Genomic DNA, 21,444 nt, shown 5'->3' with positions numbered 1-21,444 from the left:
AAGGGAATTATCATAAATTTAAGTGCGCTAAACCGTACCTGCAAGTGGGCGATATCCGACAGGCGGCTTCAATGCTAAAATGCCAGAATGAGTTCTGGCGCTATAAATACAAAGTCCATTTGCAGCGGATTTAAGAAAGGAGATAATTCTGATGACAGATCCAAATTTGACTGAAACAACAATTGTAGAGGTAACTCCCGAAACGACGGCGATCGTCAAACAAGAGATGCCCGAAGCGACTGATGAAACGATCGCAGAAACTGCGGCCCTGTTTGAATCAATCAAAAAACGCGCTGCTGCCGAATTTCAAGCCGCCGGCGAACTCACCCGCGAAGCTTATTTGAAAGCTGTGACGAAAGCCAGTGACGCGATCGACGAAAATAAGTCGATCGCCAAAGACAGAATGACAGCAGCAGTCAGCCTGATCAAAAAAGAATCCGAGAAAAATTGGCTGGTACTTGATGCGATTAAAACGCGGGCGCAAGCGCAGGTACAAGATGCCGGCGAAGTCAGCCGCGAAGCTTATTTGAAAGCAGTGCGACAAGCGCGAGAAGCGGTGGAACAAAATAAATTGGTCGAACGCGATCGCATCGAACAAGCTGTTGACGACATTCAGAAACAAACTGAAAAAAATTGGCACGTTGTTGTGGGAGAAATTGAGTCGCTGGGCACTCGCTTGAAGGAAACGGCTAAGTCTGCATGGAACTCGCTAACGGCGTTTGTTGAGAAGTCTCGCAACAATGGCGGCGATTCCTAGCAAGATTGGACACAATCTGGCAATGTTTGCGCTACAGCCCGCCCGCCCGGTTTCAAAGCTGGGCGGGCTAATAGCGATCGCCCTTTAATTTGCATTCAGCAAAAGGTTCAGCCATACTGCATAATAAAAAAGCTTTATTCTTAGTCCAAAACCCCGAACCATGAGAACTTACTACTGCGGCGACCTGCGAAGCAAACATATCGGAGAGACTGTCACCCTTTACGGCTGGGTGGATCGCCGCCGCGATCATGGCGGAGTGATTTTTCTCGACGTGCGCGATCGATCGGGTATTGTGCAAATTGTCAGCGATCCTGAACGCACCCCCGACTCCTATCACGGCGCTGAGTCTTTGCGCGGCGAATACGTGGTGAAAATTACCGGTAGAGTCACCAGCCGGCCCGAAGATTCCCTCAACCCCAAATTGCCTACGGGTGAAATAGAAATTTACGCGGACGAAATTGAGTTGTTAAATGCGGTACGCAAGCAGTTACCGTTTCAGATTTCCACGGCGGATAATGAAAATGTGCGGGAAGATTTGCGCTTGAAATATCGGTATTTGGACTTGCGGCGCGATCGTATGAGTCGCAACTTGCAGCTTCGCCACCAAGTTGTCAAAGCTATGCGCCGCTACCTGGAAGATGTCGGCAATTTTATGGAAATTGAAACGCCGATTTTAACTCGATCGACTCCCGAAGGTGCAAGAGATTATTTAGTTCCCAGCCGCGTCAATTTGGGCGAATGGTATGCTTTGCCGCAGTCGCCGCAGTTGTTCAAACAATTGTTAATGGTTTCGGGATTTGACAGATACTATCAAATTGCCCGCTGTTTCCGCGATGAAGATTTGCGCGCCGACAGACAGCCGGAATTCACGCAATTAGACATGGAAATGAGTTTCATGTCTTTAGAAGAAATACTCGAATTAAACGAAGGTTTAGTTTGCCAAATTTTCCAAAGTGTTAAAGGCGTAGAATTGCCCCGTCCTTTCCCGCGTTTGACTTACGCCGAAGCAATGGATCGCTATGGTAGCGACAAACCGGATACTCGTTTTGGTATGGAATTAATCGATGTTTCCGATTTGATGAAAGATTCGGGATTTAAGGTATTTTCGGGCGCGATTGCTGCGGGCGGAATTGTGAAAACTTTGCCGATTCCGGGGGGGAATGATGCTTTTTCTAACGAACGGATTAAAAAAGGCGATTTGTTTAAGGAAGCCACTGAAGCCGGGGCTAAAGGATTAGCTTTTATCCGGGTGCGGGAAAATGGCGAAATTGATACGATCGGCGCAATTAAGGATAATTTAACGGAAGCGCAAAAACAGGAATTGCTCGATCGCACGGGCGCGAAACCTGGTCATTTGTTGTTGTTTGCAGCAGCCGACGCGACTGCTGTCAATAAGACTTTGGATAGATTGCGTTTGTTTGTCGGTAACGAATTGGGACTGATCGACAAAGAGAAGATGAATCTGCTGTGGGTGACAAATTTCCCGATGTTTGAATGGAACGCTGACGAGAAGCGTTTAGAAGCTATCCATCACCCGTTTACTGCGCCGCATCCTGACGATATTCACGATTTGAAGACGGCGAGAGCTCAAGCTTACGACTTGGTGTTAAACGGCACGGAAGTGGGCGGTGGTTCTCTGCGGATTTATCAGCGGGATGTTCAGGAAAAGGTGTTTGAGGCGATCGGCTTATCGACTGAGGAAGCTTACAATAAGTTTGGCTTTTTGTTGGATGCGTTTGAGTATGGAACTCCGCCCCACGGAGGCATTGCTTACGGCTTGGATCGGTTGGTGATGCTGTTGGCGGGGGAGGATTCGATTCGCGATGTGATTGCGTTTCCGAAGACGCAGCAGGCGGGTTGTTTGCTGACGAATGCGCCTGCTGGGGTGGATGAGAAGCAGTTGAAGGAGTTGCAAGTGCGATCGACTTACGTACCGAAAACATAGGTATGTAAAATACCTTCAATGAATAGTGGATGGGTGGCGAGAAACCGGGTTTTTTCCAGAATACTTCGCCACACCTCCTAGAAACTGCCAAAAACCCGGTTTCTTTGGTTTAGAAATCTTACAAGATATTTTAGCAGATAATATTGATGGGTAGAAAACGCGATATTAAACAGGTTGATGCGATCGCTAGGGAGTTTAAGATGGGAGGTGAATTAAGGATTGCTTTTGGTTTATTCATTGAGGAAGAAAAGAAAAATGGTTATGGCGGAACTTTAAACCGTAGAGGCGATTTTACCTATGAAGAACTCCGCCAGAAAGCAAAAGAATTTTTAGAGGATATTTAAATGGCTATTCAAACATCCATTGCTAATCAGAAACCAAATATCGAGCAAATTATTTCAGTCATTACTAAACCGATGATCGGAGAAATTTGTCATCAGGTTATATTTAGTTATGGGGATGAATTACGGCTAGATTTCGGTGAGATGTCTGCCTATACTCACCCAAAATTAGCACATCTATGCAAAGGTAGTTGGCAATTTGGCACAAGGGCAACACCTTGGGTTTTCAAGCAAGGCGATCGCATTTTAACTTCTTCCTTGCCAGTAGATATAGATGAGCTAGAAATAGATGAGGTAGAAATAGATGCTGTCAAAAAACTTTTGCAGCAATTGGAAAATAAAGAATTGATTGATTTTGTGATTTGTGCTCATAATATTAGTCTCACTCTAGTTTTTGAGGGTGATTACCAACTAATTTTACAGCCAGATTTCCCAGATGATTCTGGACTTCCCTATTGGGAATTGTTCATGCCAACAGAACAAGTTTTGACGGTTGGGCCTGGATTATTTTGGGAATGTAAATCAATTCACGAACGTTAAATGATTAGGGAAAGTATCTGTAAATCTCTTTCCGGTGGAGTATCCTAACGAAATAGACTACGCCATCATTAACTTTAATACCGATTCGGTAATCTCCCAGCCTAATACGATAGTAGTCTCCATCGCCTTTTAGTTTTTTAAGATTGCTGACTTCATTTAATTTTTCGGCGTTCTCAACATCTTCTATCGCTTCCTGAATTCTTTGCAACAAGTCGGCATCAAGAATCTTGAGTAAATCCTTTTCAAAGCTCTTTTTAAACTCCACATTCATGGTTGTCTCTTCAGGATTTTGAAAATTTGCTCGCGGCTGACTGTTTCAGTATTTTCGCCTTCTTTGATAGCATTTTCCATCCCTATATCTTCTAGGGCTTCTGTTAAAATTTCAGAAAATACTTCTTTTTGTTCTTTTAATAACTCAAAAATCGCTGCTTTGAGCAATTCTTTAAGTTTGGTTTCGTCTAGAGTAATTTCAGACATAGCTTTTTTCTGTGCTATTTTTTTTAAGGTTTTAATTATATCACAAAACAGGGCAGATTTAGCCAACTTTAGTTCGCGGGTGGCCAGAAACCGGGTTTTTCCCTTAAATACTTGTCACACCTGGTAGAAACTCCCAAAAACCCGGTTTCTTTGAGTTCGCGGGTAATCAGAAACCGGGTTTTTTCCAGAATACTTCGCCACACCTCCCAGAAACTGCGAAAAACCCGGTTTCTTTGGTTTACGAATGGCCAGATAACTCAGGACTCAAAATGAACTCTTTTGAGCCAATTTACGATAGTTTGAAGTAAATCGGGGTCATGGGGGGAGAAGGTTTGCAGGGGTGGATGAGGTGTGTCGGTGATGAGACAGATTGTACCGTCGAAGCGGGTAAGGGCATCGAGGAAAATAGGGCTAAAACCTCGGGTGGCGGGGGATGTGGGGTCTTCGTAGAAGATGAGGATGGGGTGTTTGTCCCAGTCGAGAAGTTGCCAGTAGATTTTGAGTTCGGCGAGGGTGCGGGGTGTGCCTTCTGTGGATTTGGGACAGTGGTGTTTTTTGACGAGTTGCAGGTAGATATCGGTGGCGGGGTTATCGGAGTCGATGAATTTGCTGCCGTCGATGCAGAGGAGTTGGAGGGTTTGGTGGAGGTTGGTTTCGGTGAGTTGGGTTTGCAGGAGTTGGGGGAGTTGGGCGAGGTTGATGGGCTCAAGAGTTGGTATCTTGCGATGCCATGCTTGATAAAACTCTTGATATGACATACTTTTAGCGCAATACCATACAAAAGCATTGAGACGCGGACAAAACTCCCAGAAATCCATAACATTTTCTTGGTTGATAGGAGATGAAAGTACCTCAAACATTTTTTGCACAATTTCTGATTTATTAATATCTAAATTAGGGGCGAAATTTAAAAATATTTCCACCATCGACATACAAGTAAACCAATGTCCTTTGAACAATTTGGGATCGAAAATCTCCATAAATATTTTTTTATAACTTAATAAACTTGATTTCATTTTTTGATCGAAGTAGGTAGAATCTACATAGGTCATTGCTATATTTCCAAAAAGCCAGTTCTCTTTGTCTGATCCCTGCTGGTTCTGTAAATATTCAGTTAGCTCTAAGTCTAAGGTTCCAGAATAATTGATTTGAGCTAGACTGTAAGCAGCTTGAAAACGATGGGTATGTTTGTGACTATTTTTAGCAATATTGGATAAAATATCAACTTGACGTAAAATTCTAGCAAATCTAATTTGCAATTCGTCATCATCAGTTACGGGAAAGAAATCTATTTGAGTTAAAATACTCTTGAAATTGACTAAATCAACTTTTTCTAGTATTTCCAATTTCGTGCATAAATTATTTTCTAATAATTGAAAATTCCAATCAATTATAAACTCTAATTGTTCGTTGTTAAGTTGCCAACTTTCTATAATGTTCTGAAAATCAGTGAAAGATTCTAAAGCTAATTGTATCTCCTGTTGAAAAATTAAAAGCCCAGCTTGGTTTTCAAACACTTGACTACTATGTTTAGTATCTAAATAAAATAATGCTTTTTTCATAATTAGTAAATACTCTATTTCAATGCAAAGAATACTTACTACTCTATTTTTATCTGTTTGCTTAAGCGTCTCAACAGCAGCCTCTCTAATAGCAAACCAAAATACCCAATGCTGAAGATTCTGTTTTTCTAAGGTACAGCTAAAGCCATAATTTAAATTAATTCCTCGGTTTTCTCCAAATTTAAAACATTGACCAAAGCTCAATTGAATGAGCCACAACACAATATCATCAGCAATGCTACATTCTTTAAATTCTGCAATTCCTGATGCAGCGATCAAAAAACTCCGGTATCCATAAAATCCTCCGCAGCTATCGTCGAAATTAACTAAGTCTTTAATTAACGCTTCTTTATAAGTTTTATTAATATCTTTTCTGCCCATCCAAAGCAAAAATACTTGCTTCCACTGCGGATCAAAAATCCGATATGAATACTTTTCAAATCCTTTCCAAGAGTTTGGATGAATGTGCTTGAAGAAAAAATTGCCATTATTAATAGCACAAGCAGCAAAATACTCCTGAAATGTGGCATGATAAAACCCGCAAATCGCCTCTGGCAAACGTTCCACCCGATTCAACCACCCCAACTTCATCACCGCCTGAAAAATTGGGCGACTTCCCAAAACCTTCAACACCCAACTTTCCCGCAACCGTAACCGTGAAACCTCATCATTCTGTTCCATCGCCGCCAACGCCAACCGCGCCAAGGCTTTATCAATTGCCTCCCGTTGGTCTAAAATCTCCTCATCCGCCTTCCAGTCATACACCCAATCCACAAACTGCCCGTATAACCCCGCCTGCGTCTCCGGTAAACCGCCCCCCGTCTGCCAAATTTGACACAACATCCACAACCGCAACGGATTTTGAATCAACTCCTTGAGACGGGAATTCTCCGATTCTGCCAACGCCAACTCCAAACTCTCCCCCGTCGCAGCATCCCCCATCCCCGCAAACCAACGGCGAATATACTCCGTCACTTGTTCCGAATTAAACTGCAAATTGCGAAACACATCAAAGCCCGAAAAAGCATTTCGATCCGCCTCCCAAACATTCACCCGACAAGTCACCACCACCCGCGAATCCTGCACCCATGTCCTTAACAAATCTTTCCCCAACTTCTGCATTCCTTGAGTGTGCGTCATTTCATCCACACCATCCAGCAACAACCAAACCCGACTCATTTGCGGCTCTAAATCACGGCGCGTCACTTCTCCTTGACACCGAGACAACCACACTTTTTCCAAATACTGACAGATGTCTTGTTCCCCTAATTCAGCTAAATCTATCCAAATCGGCAACCCCAATTCTTGCTCTAAAATCCAATCAGCAATCTTCTGCAACCGCGTGGTTTTCCCCGCACCCGGTTCGCCAATAATCGCAATTTTGCGCCCTTGACTAATTTCGCTTTTCCCTTGTCGCAACACATCCTCAAAAAAGCGTTCTTCAGCAATGGGAATCAGTTTTTCTGTTTCTTTTTCCTTTTCCTTTTCTTCATGCTGATTCCTTGGCTGAGGTTTGGGTTTTTGGCGTTCAACAATGGCTAAGGGAACATAAACGCCATCGAGTTGCGGAGTCATCCCGCAGGCGTTGGTGAAGAGGTTGGTGGTGAGTTCTTTTTGTAGCGCGAGGTTGTGGCGGCAGATTTCTTCCCAATTTATGGGTTCTTCTTGAGGTTTAGCGGTTTCATGGGATATCTCGACTGTGACTGACCCAATTTTAATCTTCCACTTTTCCTCAATTACTTCTAAATTATCTTTTTTCTCGGCAGTTTGATGCTTCAGATTGAGGGAAAATTTCCAAAATCCTTGATTTCTTGCACTAGGTTTCAGGACAAGTATATCTAAGTCTTTCAGACAGTCCAAAACATCTTGGATTGCATCTCCTCTTCTCTGGGCGTTATCGACATTCTTTTCATCCTTTGGTTGAGAGAGTTCTAATGCCTTTCCGAAACATTCCACCAATGCCCATAAATCATCCTTAGTGATGCCTTTGTCAACAGTTTGGGTTTTGTTGTTGCGTTTTTGCTGAATTTTCCCGGATACCAGCAACTCATCTTCCTTTACCCATTCCACGTTGAAGGTAGCTTTCAGCTTATCCCCCGGCACGGCAATTTCCCCATCCGCGAGGGCGAGTAACGCCTCAACCAGTTTGAAGACGTTATTTTTTGTGGTGGCGTTTTTCCCGTATTTTCGTGCCATCGCTACCTTTTGAATAAAATTCATCGTCGCTTGGGCAAGTTTGCCCAAACCAGTTGGTTTGCCCAAGCGCTTAACTCTGATTATACAAGGGTTTCAGAATTTTCTGGGTTGGCTTGCTTGGGGAAAAGCCCAAAAAAACAATTTACCTCATAAGCACAAAACGAGGTAAATTATGGCTACCCAGGAAGACAGAATCAAACAACGCGAAGCATTGGAAGATGCTTATGACAACTTTGTTCAACCATATATTAATCAATTGACTGAAGTTAACGCGCAGTCTTTACCCAATATTGATGTTGCGCTTCCTGGGTTTTGCTATGTGTCGGGATGGTTGGTATTGACTCTGTTATATTGTTTTTGGATGCGCTGGCGGATGTCATCCTAATAGATGATTCGGGGGTTGAAACCGCGTCTGCACGAGCATGATTCGGCGGTTGAAACCGCGTCTACACAAACCATGTCCGCGCAACGCGAGACTAAGAGTTTATTGCGTTTCTCTGGGATCGTCTGTTGGTGGATGACAGCCAGCTTTAATCCATAAACTACGTGCTTCCTGAATCGATCGCTCTCCTTGATACCGTTCGTCATTCACGTCAAGCCGATCGCAAGTAGCGCGACCAATTGGTGTAATTCCGATAATTTTTGTACCCTCCCGCGTCCAAATAAAATGCTCTTGCCATTGCTGACTTCGAGGGTTAAATAGAGCTACTTCCGATTGAGTTTCTAAATCGCTAGCGACTGTAAAATTGTAACGGCGTTGATTGCAACGGCTACAAGCAAGCGCCAAATTATTGACATCATCTGTACCATCTAAAGAACGAGGTTTAATATGGTCGATCGTAAAACGAGAGGTGCTGATTTCTTCTGGAGAGTGACAATATTCGCAAAGGTATTGAGCCCGTTCTCTGACATATTGGCGGTTTGCTTCGGTAAGGGTCATGTTTGAGCGAGGAGGAGGGAGTTGAGGTAAGTAAAAAGACGATCGAGTTCGTTGATGGCGTTGAGTTCGTCTTGTTCTTCAGCGGTTAGGTTATTAATTTTATTTTTTTCCAGAAGGGTTTCTAGATGGAGTTGAAGTCGATCGGTAAACTTGAACAGAGGACGATTATTGACTGTTTCGACTTTAATTCCGGTTTCAATCAGGGAGGGAGGTTGAATGACAACTTGCATAATATTTGATTTTGATAAATTGCTTGTCATGTTTAGGCCTTGTCCATATTTTATCTCAAATTATGGGATGCCAGAAACCGGGTTTTTTCGAGAATACTCGTCACACCTGGCAGAAACTGCTAAAAACCCGGTTTCTTTGGTATTTAAATGATTACTCTTTCCAGTAACGAGTTAAAATCCGAATTACCTCACCCGCTAGAGGTGAAGGTAAAGGTGGACTCCACTCTCCAACTTGTGCAAAACCCAAAACGTGCAGCAGATTAACAATGCTTTCTACCGCTTTAGGAACCCCGCAAATCAGCAAACGAATCGGTTGTTTGCCAGCGGGTACGTCGGGAATTTCTTCCCGGAGCAGTTCGGGAACTGACTTGGGCGGTGATATCATAGAGTTTCCTCCTAAATATGGGAGTTCAAGCCCCCACCAAACGATCGTGAGTCTGACCGGTGGGGGTTTTGTTTTGTGTTAACTCTAAAGTATCACGGTAGGCACTCCGAGTCAACCCTTGAGGGTAAAATTGATACTGTAGAGGTCAAAAAAAGGTACAATAGGGCAGTCAAAGCACAAATAACAGCCTTGCCAGCCAAACTTCCCAGAATTGTTGTGTACCTTCCAGAAGAACTGAAAGCAGACCTAGAGCGGTTAGCCAAATCGCATTATCGACCGGTCTCGAATATGGTGTTGACATTAATTCAAGAAGCAGTAGATGAGGCTAAATCTGAGGGGAGAATTCCCAGCGAAGAGCGATCGCCACCACAGAAAATCGACAGCGACGAGTAAAATGACATGGTGAACACGCTACCCCCAAACAATGTGAGTCCTGCAAAATCTCCCAGAGTTGCCTTTTACCCGCCGCCCGAAATTAAGGAGAAATTAGAGAAGCTGGCGAGCATTGAGCGTCGTTCGATGTCCCAAATGGCATTACTTTTGGTGGAGGAAGGGCTCGAAAGAGCGCAGAAGGAAGGGAGGTTCAATGAATCCAAAGACGATTGAGCCGCTGGAACAGGGAGGATGCCTGTTCCGGAGAATGGTGCTTGATGTGGGTTCACCCCCAAACATATGCGTTAACCTAGTTGACTACAACTTGTACCGCACTCCCCAAGATAATCTATGCTTCTTGCCCGCATCCAAGAACTAGCCGCCACCCTCGCACCCCGCTTAATCGAAATTCGCCGCCACATCCACTCACACCCCGAACTCAGCGGCCAAGAATATCAAACCGCCGCCTATGTAGCTGGAGTTCTCGCATCCAGCGGAGTCCGCGCCATAGAAGGAATCGGCAAAACAGGAGTGCTCGGCGAACTCAAAGGCAACAGCAGCGAGTCCCGGTGGCTGGCAATTCGCACCGATATGGACGCTTTGCCGATTCAAGAACGCACAAACTTAGAATTTGCCTCCCGCAACGAGGGAGTGATGCACGCCTGCGGCCACGACATCCACACCACGATCGGTTTGGGCGCAGCCATGATATTGTCTCAGCTAGAGGAAAAATTGCCCGGTCACGTCCGCTTCTTGTTTCAGCCGGCAGAAGAGATTGCCCAAGGTGCTCAATGGATGATTAAAGATGGGGCGATGCAAGATGTTGACGGCATCCTCGGAGTGCACGTTTTTCCGACGATTCCCGGCGGTTGCGTCGGTATCCGCCACGGGGCACTGACGGCGGCGGCAGATGACATAGAATTGATTGTGATGGGCGAATCCGGCCACGGTGCGCGTCCGCACGAGGCGATCGACGCAATTTGGATTGCTTCTCAGATAATTACCACTTTGCAGCAGGCAATTAGCCGCACGCAAAATCCTTTGAGGCCACTGGTTTTGACGATCGGGCAAATTAGCGGCGGACGAGCGCCCAACGTGATTGCCGATCGCGTAAAATTATTGGGAACCGTGCGATCGCTCCATCCCGAAACCCACGAAAAACTACCGGCTTGGATCGAACAAATTGTTTCCAGCGTCTGCGCGACTTACGGCGCTAAGTACGAACTCACCTACAAGCGCGGCGTGCCCGGAGTCCAAAACGACCCAAAACTCACACAATTAGTCGAAACAGCAGCTTTAGAAGCTTTAGGTCGATCGCGCGTCCAAATTTTACCAGAACCATCTCTCGGCGCGGAAGATTTTTCAATGTATCTAGAACACGCACCGGGAACCATGTTTCGCTTAGGAGTGGGACTGACTGACAAACCCAACTATCCCCTCCATCACCCGCAGTTTGAGGTGGATGAAGCGGCTATAGTTACGGGCGCTGTCACCTTAGCCTATGCCGCTTGTCAGTATTGGAAACAGCAAGCAACTAAGTGATATCAAATCCTCTCTTCATCGGAATAGTAAATTAACTGTTGACTGTTAACAATTAACAGCTAACAGTTAACAGTTAACAGCTAACATCATGTATGAGTGCAACCGGAATTGATATATATCCTTGCCGTTAAATTACCCAAAATTAACATAGGTTCGTAGTGAGAAATTCAGTTTTTTTCCAAATTAGAGGATTGAAGTCAGAACGATCGAATTAATCTTGTTGTTATCAATCCAGCAGACACGATATTAGTTAGTGTAGTTTGGACAGTTTCAGGGCTGATCGTGGGAGGCTAGAAACCGGGTTTCTAGGAAATTGTGCGTTTAGTAGCGACAAATCACGCAAGAAACCCGGTTTCTGAGATCGCGACTAGCCCAAGTATATTGGCCGATCTTCGGCAATTCCCCTCTCCGCAGCCGCCAAATGTGCTAACGTACAATCAAAACTCCCCAAATTTCAACTATCTGGAGACAGATAACTGTGTTCGCTCAAACACCTCCAACTCCAAGTTACAAATGGCTTAGCTGCCTTTCTCGCACTGTATTCGCCGCATTGTGCCTGTTGCCGATTTTGGGCGCTGCGGGAAACGCCCAAAATCCCCAAAATAGACTCATCAAAATTGGCGTGGTGCAGCGGTTTGGTAATAAAGCCACCGACAAACTCACGCTGAAAGCATTACCGGGCGACAGCTTAACATTAAGTTACAAAACTCCTCAAGGGACAGAAACCAAAACTGCTCCCAGCATCAAGCTAGAAATTGCCAATAAACCCCTGCAATCGCCATTAGTAGAAGAACGAGTTGTTCTGAGCTCCCACCGGAGTTTTGAAAGCGCAGAAGATAGCGCCAATCAGTGGCGCGCTAAGGGTATTGATGTAGAAATTGCTCAACCTTTGCGCTGGCAAGTTTGGGCGAAAAGAGATATTTATAATTCTCCTATAGTGCGGCGCTGGCTGTTGCAAAGTTTGCAAGCTCAAGGTAACAAAACAGCTTTTTTAGATTCCAAAGTTATCAAACAAATACCCCAAGCATTTTGGATTTTAAATGGCTTTCGTTTCAACCGCAATGAGTTGGATGTGACGGCCGGCAAAAATACGATTGAGGTATTGGAACAAACTACCCAAGAGGCGACAGCTACTGAACCCGAAAAAGCTCTTCAACAAACTCGCCGTTATGGTGGCAGTTTGCACCTGCAAAAAAATTCTTACGGCACTTATACTTTAGTTAATGAAGTGCCGACGGAAACTTATTTGCGGGGTGTTGTTCCTCACGAAATTGGGGCTTTTTCGCCTTATGCTTCGATTGTCGCTCAAACTATTTTAGCGAGAACCTACGCCCTGAGAAATTTGCGCCGGTTTGCTGTGGATAATTATGAGTTGTGCGCTGATGTTAACTGTCAGGTTTATAAGGGTTTGACGGAGGTTTATCCGCAGAGCGATAAGGCGATCGCCCAAACGAGCGGTTTAGTGCTAACTTATCAAAATCAGCTCGTAGACGCGCTCTATTCCGCGTCTAGCGGCGGTGTGACAGCTACTTTTGGCGATGTGTGGCACGGCCCGGAACGTCCATATTTGCGATCGATTATCGATTCCCCCAAGAACATCTGGGATTTGTCAAAGCAGAGCTTGTCTGACGAAAACAACTTCCGCCGCTTTATGACTCTCAAAACAGGGTTTAATGAGGAAAAAGAAGACACTTTCCGCTGGCGCGAAGAAGTTTCTTTGACATCGATTGGGGCATTTCTCAAACAGTATCTTCAAAAGAAACAGCACCCGCTAGCTAATTTTAAAACTCTCACTCAGGTGGAAGTGGTGGAAAGGTCGCCCGCCGGTCGAGTTTTGCAAATGAAGGTTCAAACTGACTTGGGCTCCATCGATATCGAAAAAGATGAGATTCGCAATGCTTTTTACCCGCCGATTAGCACGCTTTTTTATCTAGAACCGATTTACAATCCAGACAAAACTCTCAACGGTTATGCTTTTGTCGGAGGCGGTTTCGGACACGGCGTGGGAATGAGTCAGACTGGTTCTTACAATTTAGCTAATTTGGGCTGGAGTGGCGATCGAATTCTGGGCTTTTATTTTCCCGGCGCTCAAGTTGTCCCCCTCAACGATTCCATTACATTTTGGCGGGAATAGTTTATTGAGAGTCGCCATCAGAGTAGGCGATGGAAATCGCGCCTCGACAAACGAAGTCCATACCAAGCGGACTGAAAAAAATAACCTAATATTAACCGTCTTTGCTTCAACCCGCACGCCTGCGGGTTTTGTTTGACAAGAAGCGGTTTCAACCGCTGTCTATAACGCAGAAACCCGGTTTCTTAACGTAATTGAACTCAAATAGCTCAATTACGACAACGAAAAACCGGGTTACTTAACGCATCGCGCCGAAAATCCTTACTTAGTAAAGAGATTCTTCTTGGTGAGTTTCGATCGTACAATCAGACTTAGGATAAGCGACGCAGGTCAAAACAAATCCGGCTTCGATTTGGTCGTCATCCAAGAAAGATTGGTCAGATTGGTCAATTTCGCCTGATGTGATTTTGCCGGCGCAGGTGGAGCAAGCTCCAGCGCGGCAAGAATACGGGAGGTCGAGTCCTGCTTCTTCGGCAGCATCTAGAATGTAAGTATCGTCATCAACGTCAATGGTCTGGTTGATTCCTTCGGCTTCGCTGATGAGGGTAACTTTGTAAGTTGCCATGCACTAATCCTCTCAAAAATTCAACAATATTGATAATTTTTCCTAATGCAACCTTCAAGGCTATATGAGCTCTGAGATTAACTCTTAGGTTCGTTCCCTTTATGATATTAGGGGAAAGAAGCAAGCTTGCAACACTCATTTACAAAAAATTTGAATGGGATTCGTTATAACTTTTTCTAATTTCATCTTGATTACTTATACCTATGCGCGGCTCAGCCTTGTGATACTGTTGCTGCAAGACTTACGCAAAATAACCGGGTTTGGGGGAAAAATCCTGTTTTGAGCCCTACAGCCCAAATAACCGTTTTTTGCTATGGGGTTTGTCGATCGACTTTCCGCAAAGCTTGCTTGAGTTGGTCTTCTGTGCCTAAAATTTGGGCAATAAAACCCTAAACCCCTACACCGCAAGTCTGTAACTATCTAAAATCTAAATCCTATGACTCAAATTAATGCTGGCTTTGGTTTTTCCCTAAATTCCCCTATTCGCGTCGGGATTGTGGGTACTGGCTTTGCGGCTAAGTTGAGGGCCGAGACGCTGGTAGCTGACGCGCGATCGAACTTGGTAGCAGTTGCGGGCCACAACCAGGAGAAAACCGCAGCATTTTGCCAAACTTTCGGCGCTGAAGCTGCGGTTTCTTGGCGCAAGCTGGTAGAAAGAGACGATTTAGATTTGGTAATTGTCTGTACGGTGAACCGCGATCACGGGGCGATCGTCCTCGCCGCCCTGGAAAATGACAAGCACGTTGTGGTGGAATATCCTCTATCTTTAGAACTATCTGAGGGCGAAAGGGCGATCGAACTTGCCGCCCAAAAGCAAAAACTCCTCCACATCGAACACATCGAATTGTTAGGCGGTTTGCACTCCTCAATCAAAGAATCTTTGCCATTAGTCGGTAAAGTTTTTTATGCCCGCTACGTTACAATTACCTCTCAGCGTTCAGTACCTAAGCGCTGGACTTTTCAACATTCCCTATTTGGTTTTCCATTAATCGGTGCAATTTCTCGACTGCACCGATTTACAGACTTGTTCGGAGAAGTGACAAGCGTTAACTGTCAAACTCAATTTTGGGACACTCAGCCGGATTTCTACAAAGCTTGTTTGTGCAACGCACAGTTACGCTTTGCTAATGGCGTTCTCGCGGAAGCGGTTTACGGAAAAGGAGAGACTTTTTGGCAGTCGGAAAACATTTTTACCATCTACGGAGAAGCAGGAACGCTGATTTTTACTCCAGAATCCGGTCAATTAATTCAAGGAGAAAATCGACAAACCATCAAAGTAGGAACGCGGCGCGGTTTGTTTGCCAAAGATACCGAGGTGGTGTTAGACTGTTTGCTAAACGGTACGCCGTTGTATGTCAATAATACAAGTAGCTTGTACGCTTTGAAGGTGGCGGATGCTGCGAAGCGATCGAGCGAAACTAATCAAAAATTGGCGATCGACAATTCATAACTATTCCGATCAAACGGCGGTTGAAACCATGTTTATACAAACTTTCCTCTCTCTCAGTAGACTGCATTAAACAACGTAATTTTAATTGCCGGCTATTCAACCAGCGGAGGCTAGTTTTATCTGTATAGTAGCGGTATTAACCGCCGAGCGTTATCTGACCTAACAAATATATTAAAAATGAAATTACCCTGGAACTCTCATCAATTTGAGCCAGAAACAATTGGGCTAGTTTACGGTTTTCTAGGCGTAGTTGGTTTCAGCTTAACACTTCCAGGAACCAGAGCTGCAGTACAGGATTTAGACCCTATTATTGTAGGTTTAGGGCGCGGATTAGTAGCAGCTATACTAGCAGCCTTTACTCTGCGGATAACGCATCAACCAATTCCCTCCAAACAGCAATTGTGGAGTTTATCAATGGTCGGATTGGGAGTTGTTTTGGGATTTCCGCTATTATCAGCTTGGGCAATGCAGCAAGTACCGGCAGCCCACGGTGCTGTGGTATTAGGATTGTTGCCCTTAGCAACAGCAGTAGGGGGAGTTTTGCGATCGGGCGATCGCCCATCTTCTAGTTTTTGGATTGCTAGTATCGCCGGGAGTCTAACCGTCGTTGGTTTTGGAATTATTACTGGTGCAGGGCAACTCCAAGCCGCAGATCTAGCTTTATTTGCATCAGTCATTGCTGCTGCTTTTGGTTACGCCGAAGGTGGGCAATTAGCTAAGACTTTAGGCGGATGGCAAGTTATTAGTTGGGCATTGATAATTATCGCTCCCTTCGAGATTTTGCCTACAATATTTGTAGTCATACAACATGGATTAATAGCTGCACCGACGGCATGGTTGGGTTTTGCCTATGTGAGTATTATCAGTCAATTTGTAGCATTTTTTGCCTGGTATCAAGGGATGGCTATTGCCGGAGTTGCCAGGGTAGGGCAAATTCAGTTATTGCAACCATTTTTGACTATCCTAGCATCGGCAATTTTGCTTGGTGAAACTGTAGAACCGATCGCCCTAGGCAGCGCTTGTTTAGTTGTGATCTGTGTAGCAGTAGGGAAAAAAGCATCAATTCAGCAAGCAGCCGATTTGTGATGCGAACTAATTTTTTTGTGGTTTTTCAAAGCTTAAATTAGCTAAAGTGCGAGGTGCACCCTAGATTCATGTAATGCTGATATATCGAGGCTGATTTTTGACTCTACCGATCCAATTTTGAATTGCCGGAAACCCAGTCAAATCAAATCCGCCTTCGCCAGCAACGTGAGTGTAAGCAAATAAACCGATATCAGCAATAGAATAGCGATCGCCAACAAAAAAGTCATTTTTTTCTAAATGCTGTTCCATCACCCCCAAAGCGGCATAACCGGGCGCTTTTTTTTGTTGAAGTGCTGCTTGATATTCCTCAGCTTTTCCCAACACAGAAATCCAAAATCTGGAAGTTGCAATGTAAGGTTCGTGACTGTACTGTTCAAAAAACAACCACTGCATCACTTGAGCCCGTTCAAATTTATCGTTGGGGAAAAACTCAGTTTTTTCGCTCAAGTAAAACATAATCGCATTGGATTCAAACAGAAACTTACCCGGTGCAATCTCTAAAACAGGAATGCGGCCGTTAGGGTTTTTGACCAAAAATTCGGGTGTCCGACTTTCTTTTTGGAGAATATTAATTTCAGTGCGATCGAACGGAATATTGAGCTGAGTTAAAAGCAAGCGAACTTTGTAGCAATTGCCTGACGGAGAATATTCGTAAAGTTTAAACACGAGTCTTGAGGGGATTTTACAATCTTAAATCATCTCATAAATTAGATAATTTAGGGACGATGAGTTAACTGTTGTTTGTTAAGATTATTTTGGCGACTTTGGGCGATCGCCAAAACCAGCCACTTCAGCCAGCGTATAAAGCGGCCGGCCCTTCACCTCCTCGTAAATTCGCCCGATATACTGACCCAAAATCCCAATACTCACCAACTGCACCGCACCCAAAAAGAAAACCGCCATAATTATAATTGTCAAACCAGTTAATGCCGCACCAGGAGAGAAAAGACGCCAGTACAAAACCAAAAAAGCCATTAAAACAGAAACCAAAGCCGAAAATAAACCCAGATAAATCGAAAGTTGCAGGGGAACAGTTGAAAAAGACACTAAACCGTTCATCGCCAAAGCAAAAGATTTGCTGAAAGTATACTTAACATCGCCAGCAAAACGCGGATCTCGTTCAAACTTAACAGCAGTTTGTTTGAAACCAATCCAAGCGCGCAGTCCCCGAATATAACGGTTGCGTTCGGGCAGCGCATTGAGCACATCCACCACGCACCTATCCATCAAACAAAAATCTCCCGTATCTAGGGGAATATCAACATCAGCAAGATTCCGCAAAATACGATAATACATATAAGCTGGAAACCGTTTAAACCAACTTTCTTGACGGCGCTGAGTGCGCTGGGCATAAACAACTTGATACCCGTTCCGCCACTGTTCTATCATCTCTAAAATCAGTTCTGGCGGGTCTTGCAAATCGCCGTCCATGATGACTGCAACTTGACCAGTAGAAAAGTTTAAACCAGCAGTTACAGCTATTTGGTGACCAAAATTGCGGGCAAAACTGAGGTAACAAATTCGCGAGTCTTGTTCGTGCAATTCTCGCAAAATGTCGAGAGAGCGATCGCGACTACCATCATTGATTAAAATTAATTCCACTGGCCCGTCCAGGCGCTCCATCACCCCGCTAATTCGCCGGTACAATTCAGGGAGATTTTCTTCTTCGTTATAGATGGGAATTATTAAGGAATATTTAGGTCTATTTTTCATCTGACTTTCTGTTGTATAATCATGGGTTAAACAGTTAAATCAACAGTTTATTTTTTCACAAACACGCTCAGCGGCTCCATCGACCATTTTTGTATGTAAGTTTGATTTTTGACTATTATCTCTTTTGCTTGTTTGCCGTCATTTTTTGTAGGAGAGTAAATTATCGCACAAGGGATAAAACTTTTGTAAGGTTCCGAGTTGAGTTTTTGCTTAACAATAGGATCAATCGTCGAAATGTGTTCGATGCGAGGTGCTGGTTTTCCCGGCTCTGGAAGCATTACCCATAAGGGATATTCCCAGACACTTTTAGCCCAAAATGACAGTCCTATGTTGGTGCAGTTTTGAGATTTCACAAAATCTACTGCTTTATTGTGCGGCACCTCGATCTTCGGCCGATTGGTAAAGTAAAGCTCGTGTCTACTGCTATTAAAAATGTTACTATCTCCCAGGAGAGGTCTAAATTGGTTGTAAAAAATCCAAGGTAGCGACATGACAATCAGAATCGTAGCCAGATAATTTGCTATTTTTTGATTTGATAATTGCGATAATGCTAATCCAAATATGGGCGAAAACAATACAAATATTGACAGGTGGTGGCGGCCATGCCAAGGCTGCAATTTAAGGATAAGACATAGCAGTAAAAATGTCATTATTACAGCAATTAAATAAGTTACTACTATTTTTGTTTTTCTTAAATTTGGGGTTTTAAATATAAGTGCGATGGCGGCAAATGTCAGCCAGAAGTGAATGGGATTGGTAGCTGTGTTTTCATTAAATGACGGTGTGGCGATCGCAAATACCTGTCCGGGAGGCCAAGTGATGCGCGGGTCGTTTGTCGCTACGCCCAGTATTCGGTGCAGCACGTTAATCAGTCCCACAATCGCACCGTTAATTCTGGAAATCCTCGTGCCGGCTTGCATACCTAAGTTTCTAATGACATTTGACAGGAACGTTGGCAGCGTAATTGCTTCAATTTTATATTCTTTAGTAAAACTTTCAGGCGCTCCGATCGCATAACCGAACAGATCGTAATTTCGCCAAAAATGACCGAAGTTTATTATAAAAGTTACAGCGGCTATAATCAATATTGGTTGGAGCATTTTCCCTCGAAAGCCTTTAATTCCTCCGACAATAAACCAAACAATAAAAGGCAAACAAAATATATAAGCGGTCGTTTTTGTCAAGAGAGCTAGACCCAAACTCGCACCGATTTGGAAAGTATTAAATCCCGTGATTCCGGCCCAGAGTCCTGCTAAACCGCAGCAAACAAAACACACTACCCAGAAACACACAGCATAATCGTTTTGAGTGCTAGAACCCTGGAGGATACCCATCGGCAAAGTCGCAGCAAAGACTGCTGCAAAAACTTGACCCCGCAGATTAGCACCTAGTTGCTTGGCAATTAAAGAAACTGCGATCGCGCTGCCCACCATACTCAACCACTGTACCAAATTAGCAAAGCGATCGCCTCCGCTTAAAATCTGAAAGTGCATAATCGCAAACTCAGCCCCCGGCGGGTGATACAACTGCGGCACGTAAGAAGTCGGATAATGCTCGACACTGCGGTTTTGTATCCAGTGAGCAACCCGGCTCATGTGATAAGTCATCGAATCCCAATTGTTAGGCGGTGCAACTACAGCAATCAAACCCACCCCAGCAAAAATAAACAATACACCGCCTAGCAACCCCGCTAAGACAGTAGAAAATTCCTCGTCTTGACTTTTCTCAAAACTTAGTTTGACAGGTTTATATTTTATATAAACCATCAAACCTAGAATATTTGCTAGCAACCACAGCCCCAACACCCACTCAAAAGTCAGCAACCTAAATAAACTTAAAATTTCGGTAGATAAAGCAACAATAACTCCCCAAACAATTGCTGCGGATAGAATAGCGCTGCGCCAACAATTATCTATTTGCTTAAAGTTGAGGAACAAAATGCCTAGAGCCACCAATGGAATCAAGCCGAATATATCTGTTATCATAGATGTCGAGCCGCACTTTAAAAGTTATCAGAAAGAATTGGTTTAAAGCCGGAACCCTGATCGGGATCAATTAAAATCAGACTATTCATTACTCCAATCCTCTTCCTTCTTTTGTCAAGTGCTGTCAACTGTCAACTGTCAACTGAATGAACACCATCACCGATAAATAAAAAAATATGACAAATTCTAAGTATCTGTGGCAAGCCAATCAAGACTTAAGCGCAGCTTGTCTGCAACATCCGTTTGTTAGAGGTATTGCTGACGGTAGCCTCCACCAAAATAGTTTTGCATATTACGTTGCACAAGACGCATTTTTTCTGAGAGCATTTGCCCGGGCTTACAGTATCGCTGCGGCAAAAGCATCCGACTGGGATGGGTTTGAAATCCTCCACAATCTGGGCAGCGGCGTTTTAGAAGAACTTCGCTTACACCAAGGATATGCAGCGAAATGGGGTGTAAACTTGCAAGAGGCAAAACCGGGAATTGCTACCCGCCGCTACACGGATTTTTTATTAGCAACAGCCTGGGGAAACGGTGTAGGTTTGACAGCAGCGGCGATGACTCCTTGCTTGCGATTGTATGGTTTTTTGGGACAGCAGTTAGCTAAGCCTAATATACCGGAACACGCCTTTAGCGACTGGATTTCTACCTACAGCAGCCCTGAGTTTGAGATTTTAGCAAAACAACTGGAAAGTTTGGTCGATCGCTATGCTGACACAACGCCGGAAGTAGAATCAACCTATCGCTACGCTATGCTGTGCGAAAGAGACTTTTTTCAGGCAGCGTGGGAAATATCGTATCATTGTTCTACCCAAAAGTAGACCAGCACTAATTCACCCAAAAATGCCAAAGAGTTAATTAATACCCTTGCTACTTCCACTGGTATTCCGAAAGTCATCAATCCGCGCATGAGTAAAGGAAATAGCGGATCAAAAGCTACAGAATGATGATCCCGTTATTTGCGTAGCTATAGCCAGAAGTAGCTATTTGGACGTACCATTTACCGTCCCAGTGGGAAAACAATTCCCAACCGCTTTTGGGAAGGAAGGGCATACACCGAGGGTTTTTGGGAGATTAAAGGAGCAATTAGCTGCGTCCCGATCGCAATTAGCGATCGACTCATATCAAATCCGGTAGCATTGGAATTATATAGGGTTTGCTGAATAATCGATCGCAAACCAATCACAGGAGCGATCGATATATTCAAGCTTGGTTAATATAAGTTCT

23 protein-coding genes are annotated in these 21,444 nt (G+C 44.2%); 12 read left to right on the top strand and 11 right to left on the bottom strand.

Translation table 11 applies throughout. The annotated features are described in order from the left end of the window. Positions 1 to 151 precede the first annotated feature (151 nt). The 4 genes from QUA01_RS24925 (at position 152) to QUA01_RS24910 (ending at position 3,583) form a co-directional block, all read left to right on the top strand. Positions 152 to 757, top strand: a complete 606-nt coding sequence (locus QUA01_RS24925; protein ID WP_333093118.1) for a hypothetical protein — start codon at positions 152 to 154, stop codon at positions 755 to 757. 160 nt (positions 758 to 917) lie between these two features. Continuing rightward, entirely contained in the window at positions 918 to 2,702 is a 1,785-nt protein-coding gene (gene aspS, locus QUA01_RS24920; RefSeq protein WP_333093117.1) for an aspartate--tRNA ligase, read from the top strand. Positions 2,703 to 2,848: 146 nt separating this feature from the next. Then, positions 2,849 to 3,046, top strand: coding sequence for a hypothetical protein (locus QUA01_RS24915; RefSeq protein ID WP_194008122.1), 198 nt, complete (start codon positions 2,849 to 2,851; stop codon positions 3,044 to 3,046). Then, positions 3,047 to 3,583 carry a hypothetical protein gene (locus tag QUA01_RS24910; protein WP_194008123.1) on the top strand — a complete coding sequence of 179 codons (537 nt, stop codon included), beginning with the start codon at positions 3,047 to 3,049 and terminating at the stop codon, positions 3,581 to 3,583. Positions 3,584 to 3,587: 4 nt separating this feature from the next. Here QUA01_RS24910 and QUA01_RS24905 read toward each other — a convergent pair whose 3' ends face one another. The 3 genes from QUA01_RS24905 to QUA01_RS24895 form a co-directional block, all read right to left on the bottom strand. Next, positions 3,588 to 3,854, bottom strand: coding sequence for a type II toxin-antitoxin system RelE family toxin (locus QUA01_RS24905; RefSeq protein ID WP_333093116.1), 267 nt, complete (start codon positions 3,852 to 3,854; stop codon positions 3,588 to 3,590). After that, positions 3,851 to 4,126, bottom strand: coding sequence for a hypothetical protein (locus tag QUA01_RS24900; protein ID WP_333093115.1), 276 nt, complete (start codon positions 4,124 to 4,126; stop codon positions 3,851 to 3,853). Before QUA01_RS24900 ends, QUA01_RS24905 begins: the two co-directional genes overlap by 4 nt. A 191-nt stretch (positions 4,127 to 4,317) precedes the next feature. Continuing rightward, positions 4,318 to 7,884 (bottom strand): NACHT C-terminal alpha/beta 1 domain-containing protein, encoded by a 3,567-nt coding sequence (locus QUA01_RS24895; protein WP_333093114.1) that lies wholly within the window; start codon positions 7,882 to 7,884, stop codon positions 4,318 to 4,320. Positions 7,885 to 7,990: 106 nt separating this feature from the next. On the opposite strand from QUA01_RS24895, the gene QUA01_RS24890 reads away from it, so the two are divergent. Further along, entirely contained in the window at positions 7,991 to 8,203 is a 213-nt protein-coding gene (locus QUA01_RS24890; protein WP_333093113.1) for a hypothetical protein, read from the top strand. A gap of 99 nt (positions 8,204 to 8,302) precedes the next feature. Here QUA01_RS24890 and QUA01_RS24885 read toward each other — a convergent pair whose 3' ends face one another. The 3 genes from QUA01_RS24885 to QUA01_RS24875 form a co-directional block, all read right to left on the bottom strand. After that, positions 8,303 to 8,758, bottom strand: a complete 456-nt coding sequence (locus tag QUA01_RS24885) for an HNH endonuclease (protein WP_333093112.1) — start codon at positions 8,756 to 8,758, stop codon at positions 8,303 to 8,305. Beyond that, on the bottom strand, positions 8,755 to 8,988 hold the full coding sequence (locus QUA01_RS24880; RefSeq protein WP_333093111.1) for a hypothetical protein: 234 nt from the start codon (positions 8,986 to 8,988) through the stop codon (positions 8,755 to 8,757). The genes QUA01_RS24885 and QUA01_RS24880 overlap by 4 nt, the downstream gene beginning before the upstream one ends. 151 nt (positions 8,989 to 9,139) lie before the next feature. After that, positions 9,140 to 9,373: a hypothetical protein gene (locus QUA01_RS24875; protein WP_333093110.1), complete on the bottom strand. Its 234-nt coding sequence runs from the start codon at positions 9,371 to 9,373 to the stop codon at positions 9,140 to 9,142. Positions 9,374 to 9,448: 75 nt separating this feature from the next. Between QUA01_RS24875 and QUA01_RS24870 the strand changes: the two genes are divergently transcribed. The 4 genes from QUA01_RS24870 to QUA01_RS24855 all read left to right on the top strand — a co-directional run bounded on the left by QUA01_RS24870 (position 9,449) and on the right by QUA01_RS24855 (position 13,421). Continuing rightward, positions 9,449 to 9,766, top strand: coding sequence for a ribbon-helix-helix domain-containing protein (locus QUA01_RS24870; protein WP_333093109.1), 318 nt, complete (start codon positions 9,449 to 9,451; stop codon positions 9,764 to 9,766). Positions 9,767 to 9,772: 6 nt separating this feature from the next. Beyond that, entirely contained in the window at positions 9,773 to 9,979 is a 207-nt protein-coding gene (locus QUA01_RS24865) for a ribbon-helix-helix domain-containing protein (protein WP_006633396.1), read from the top strand. Between the two features lie 117 nt (positions 9,980 to 10,096). Continuing rightward, on the top strand, positions 10,097 to 11,287 hold the full coding sequence (locus tag QUA01_RS24860) for a M20 family metallopeptidase (protein WP_333093108.1): 1,191 nt from the start codon (positions 10,097 to 10,099) through the stop codon (positions 11,285 to 11,287). Positions 11,288 to 11,765: 478 nt separating this feature from the next. After that, entirely contained in the window at positions 11,766 to 13,421 is a 1,656-nt protein-coding gene (locus tag QUA01_RS24855) for a SpoIID/LytB domain-containing protein (RefSeq protein WP_333093107.1), read from the top strand. A gap of 262 nt (positions 13,422 to 13,683) precedes the next feature. Here QUA01_RS24855 and QUA01_RS24850 read toward each other — a convergent pair whose 3' ends face one another. Continuing rightward, a complete protein-coding gene (locus QUA01_RS24850) occupies positions 13,684 to 13,983 on the bottom strand; it encodes a ferredoxin (RefSeq protein WP_193971396.1) in 300 nt (99 codons plus the stop codon). 436 nt (positions 13,984 to 14,419) lie between these two features. Between QUA01_RS24850 and QUA01_RS24845 the strand changes: the two genes are divergently transcribed. Both QUA01_RS24845 and QUA01_RS24840 read left to right on the top strand, forming a co-directional pair. Continuing rightward, a complete protein-coding gene (locus QUA01_RS24845) occupies positions 14,420 to 15,433 on the top strand; it encodes a Gfo/Idh/MocA family protein (protein WP_333093106.1) in 1,014 nt (337 codons plus the stop codon). 177 nt (positions 15,434 to 15,610) lie between these two features. After that, positions 15,611 to 16,519 carry a DMT family transporter gene (locus tag QUA01_RS24840; RefSeq protein ID WP_333093105.1) on the top strand — a complete coding sequence of 303 codons (909 nt, stop codon included), beginning with the start codon at positions 15,611 to 15,613 and terminating at the stop codon, positions 16,517 to 16,519. A gap of 66 nt (positions 16,520 to 16,585) precedes the next feature. Here the strand turns inward: QUA01_RS24840 and QUA01_RS24835 are convergent, their stop codons facing one another. The 3 genes from QUA01_RS24835 to QUA01_RS24825 all read right to left on the bottom strand — a co-directional run bounded on the left by QUA01_RS24835 (position 16,586) and on the right by QUA01_RS24825 (position 20,217). Next, positions 16,586 to 17,185: a glutathione S-transferase family protein gene (locus tag QUA01_RS24835; protein ID WP_194067548.1), complete on the bottom strand. Its 600-nt coding sequence runs from the start codon at positions 17,183 to 17,185 to the stop codon at positions 16,586 to 16,588. 84 nt (positions 17,186 to 17,269) lie between these two features. Next, positions 17,270 to 18,232, bottom strand: a complete 963-nt coding sequence (locus QUA01_RS24830) for a glycosyltransferase family 2 protein (RefSeq protein ID WP_333093104.1) — start codon at positions 18,230 to 18,232, stop codon at positions 17,270 to 17,272. A 47-nt stretch (positions 18,233 to 18,279) separates the two neighbouring features. Continuing rightward, the gene (locus QUA01_RS24825; RefSeq protein WP_333093103.1) at positions 18,280 to 20,217 is read right to left on the bottom strand and encodes a hypothetical protein; all 1,938 of its coding nucleotides are present in this window, start codon (positions 20,215 to 20,217) and stop codon (positions 18,280 to 18,282) included. A gap of 176 nt (positions 20,218 to 20,393) precedes the next feature. Between QUA01_RS24825 and QUA01_RS24820 the strand changes: the two genes are divergently transcribed. After that, positions 20,394 to 21,038 (top strand): TenA family protein, encoded by a 645-nt coding sequence (locus QUA01_RS24820; protein ID WP_333093102.1) that lies wholly within the window; start codon positions 20,394 to 20,396, stop codon positions 21,036 to 21,038. Positions 21,039 to 21,217: 179 nt separating this feature from the next. Here the strand turns inward: QUA01_RS24820 and QUA01_RS24815 are convergent, their stop codons facing one another. Next, a complete protein-coding gene (locus QUA01_RS24815) occupies positions 21,218 to 21,424 on the bottom strand; it encodes a hypothetical protein (protein ID WP_333093101.1) in 207 nt (68 codons plus the stop codon). Positions 21,425 to 21,444: the final 20 nt, after the last annotated feature.

Source organism: Microcoleus sp. S36a_B3, from assembly GCF_036700745.1.
Classification (GTDB): Bacteria; Cyanobacteriota; Cyanobacteriia; order Cyanobacteriales; family Microcoleaceae; genus Microcoleus.
Note: the sequence above shows the minus strand (reverse complement) of the source record. Positions and strands in the feature narration are given on the sequence as shown.

Coding starts and splice junctions, on each gene's coding strand:
- QUA01_RS24885 (WP_333093112.1), bottom strand. CDS start 8,758: ATGACCCTTACCGAAGCAAACCGCCAATATGTCAGAGAACGGGCTCAA.
- QUA01_RS24880 (WP_333093111.1), bottom strand. CDS start 8,988: ATGCAAGTTGTCATTCAACCTCCCTCCCTGATTGAAACCGGAATTAAA.
- QUA01_RS24915 (WP_194008122.1), top strand. CDS start 2,849: ATGGGTAGAAAACGCGATATTAAACAGGTTGATGCGATCGCTAGGGAG.
- QUA01_RS24905 (WP_333093116.1), bottom strand. CDS start 3,854: ATGAATGTGGAGTTTAAAAAGAGCTTTGAAAAGGATTTACTCAAGATT.
- QUA01_RS24830 (WP_333093104.1), bottom strand. CDS start 18,232: ATGAAAAATAGACCTAAATATTCCTTAATAATTCCCATCTATAACGAA.
- QUA01_RS24890 (WP_333093113.1), top strand. CDS start 7,991: ATGGCTACCCAGGAAGACAGAATCAAACAACGCGAAGCATTGGAAGAT.
- QUA01_RS24875 (WP_333093110.1), bottom strand. CDS start 9,373: ATGATATCACCGCCCAAGTCAGTTCCCGAACTGCTCCGGGAAGAAATT.
- QUA01_RS24850 (WP_193971396.1), bottom strand. CDS start 13,983: ATGGCAACTTACAAAGTTACCCTCATCAGCGAAGCCGAAGGAATCAAC.
- QUA01_RS24820 (WP_333093102.1), top strand. CDS start 20,394: ATGACAAATTCTAAGTATCTGTGGCAAGCCAATCAAGACTTAAGCGCA.
- QUA01_RS24845 (WP_333093106.1), top strand. CDS start 14,420: ATGACTCAAATTAATGCTGGCTTTGGTTTTTCCCTAAATTCCCCTATT.
- QUA01_RS24925 (WP_333093118.1), top strand. CDS start 152: ATGACAGATCCAAATTTGACTGAAACAACAATTGTAGAGGTAACTCCC.
- QUA01_RS24840 (WP_333093105.1), top strand. CDS start 15,611: ATGAAATTACCCTGGAACTCTCATCAATTTGAGCCAGAAACAATTGGG.
- QUA01_RS24825 (WP_333093103.1), bottom strand. CDS start 20,217: ATGATAACAGATATATTCGGCTTGATTCCATTGGTGGCTCTAGGCATT.
- QUA01_RS24865 (WP_006633396.1), top strand. CDS start 9,773: ATGGTGAACACGCTACCCCCAAACAATGTGAGTCCTGCAAAATCTCCC.
- aspS (WP_333093117.1), top strand. CDS start 918: ATGAGAACTTACTACTGCGGCGACCTGCGAAGCAAACATATCGGAGAG.
- QUA01_RS24910 (WP_194008123.1), top strand. CDS start 3,047: ATGGCTATTCAAACATCCATTGCTAATCAGAAACCAAATATCGAGCAA.
- QUA01_RS24860 (WP_333093108.1), top strand. CDS start 10,097: ATGCTTCTTGCCCGCATCCAAGAACTAGCCGCCACCCTCGCACCCCGC.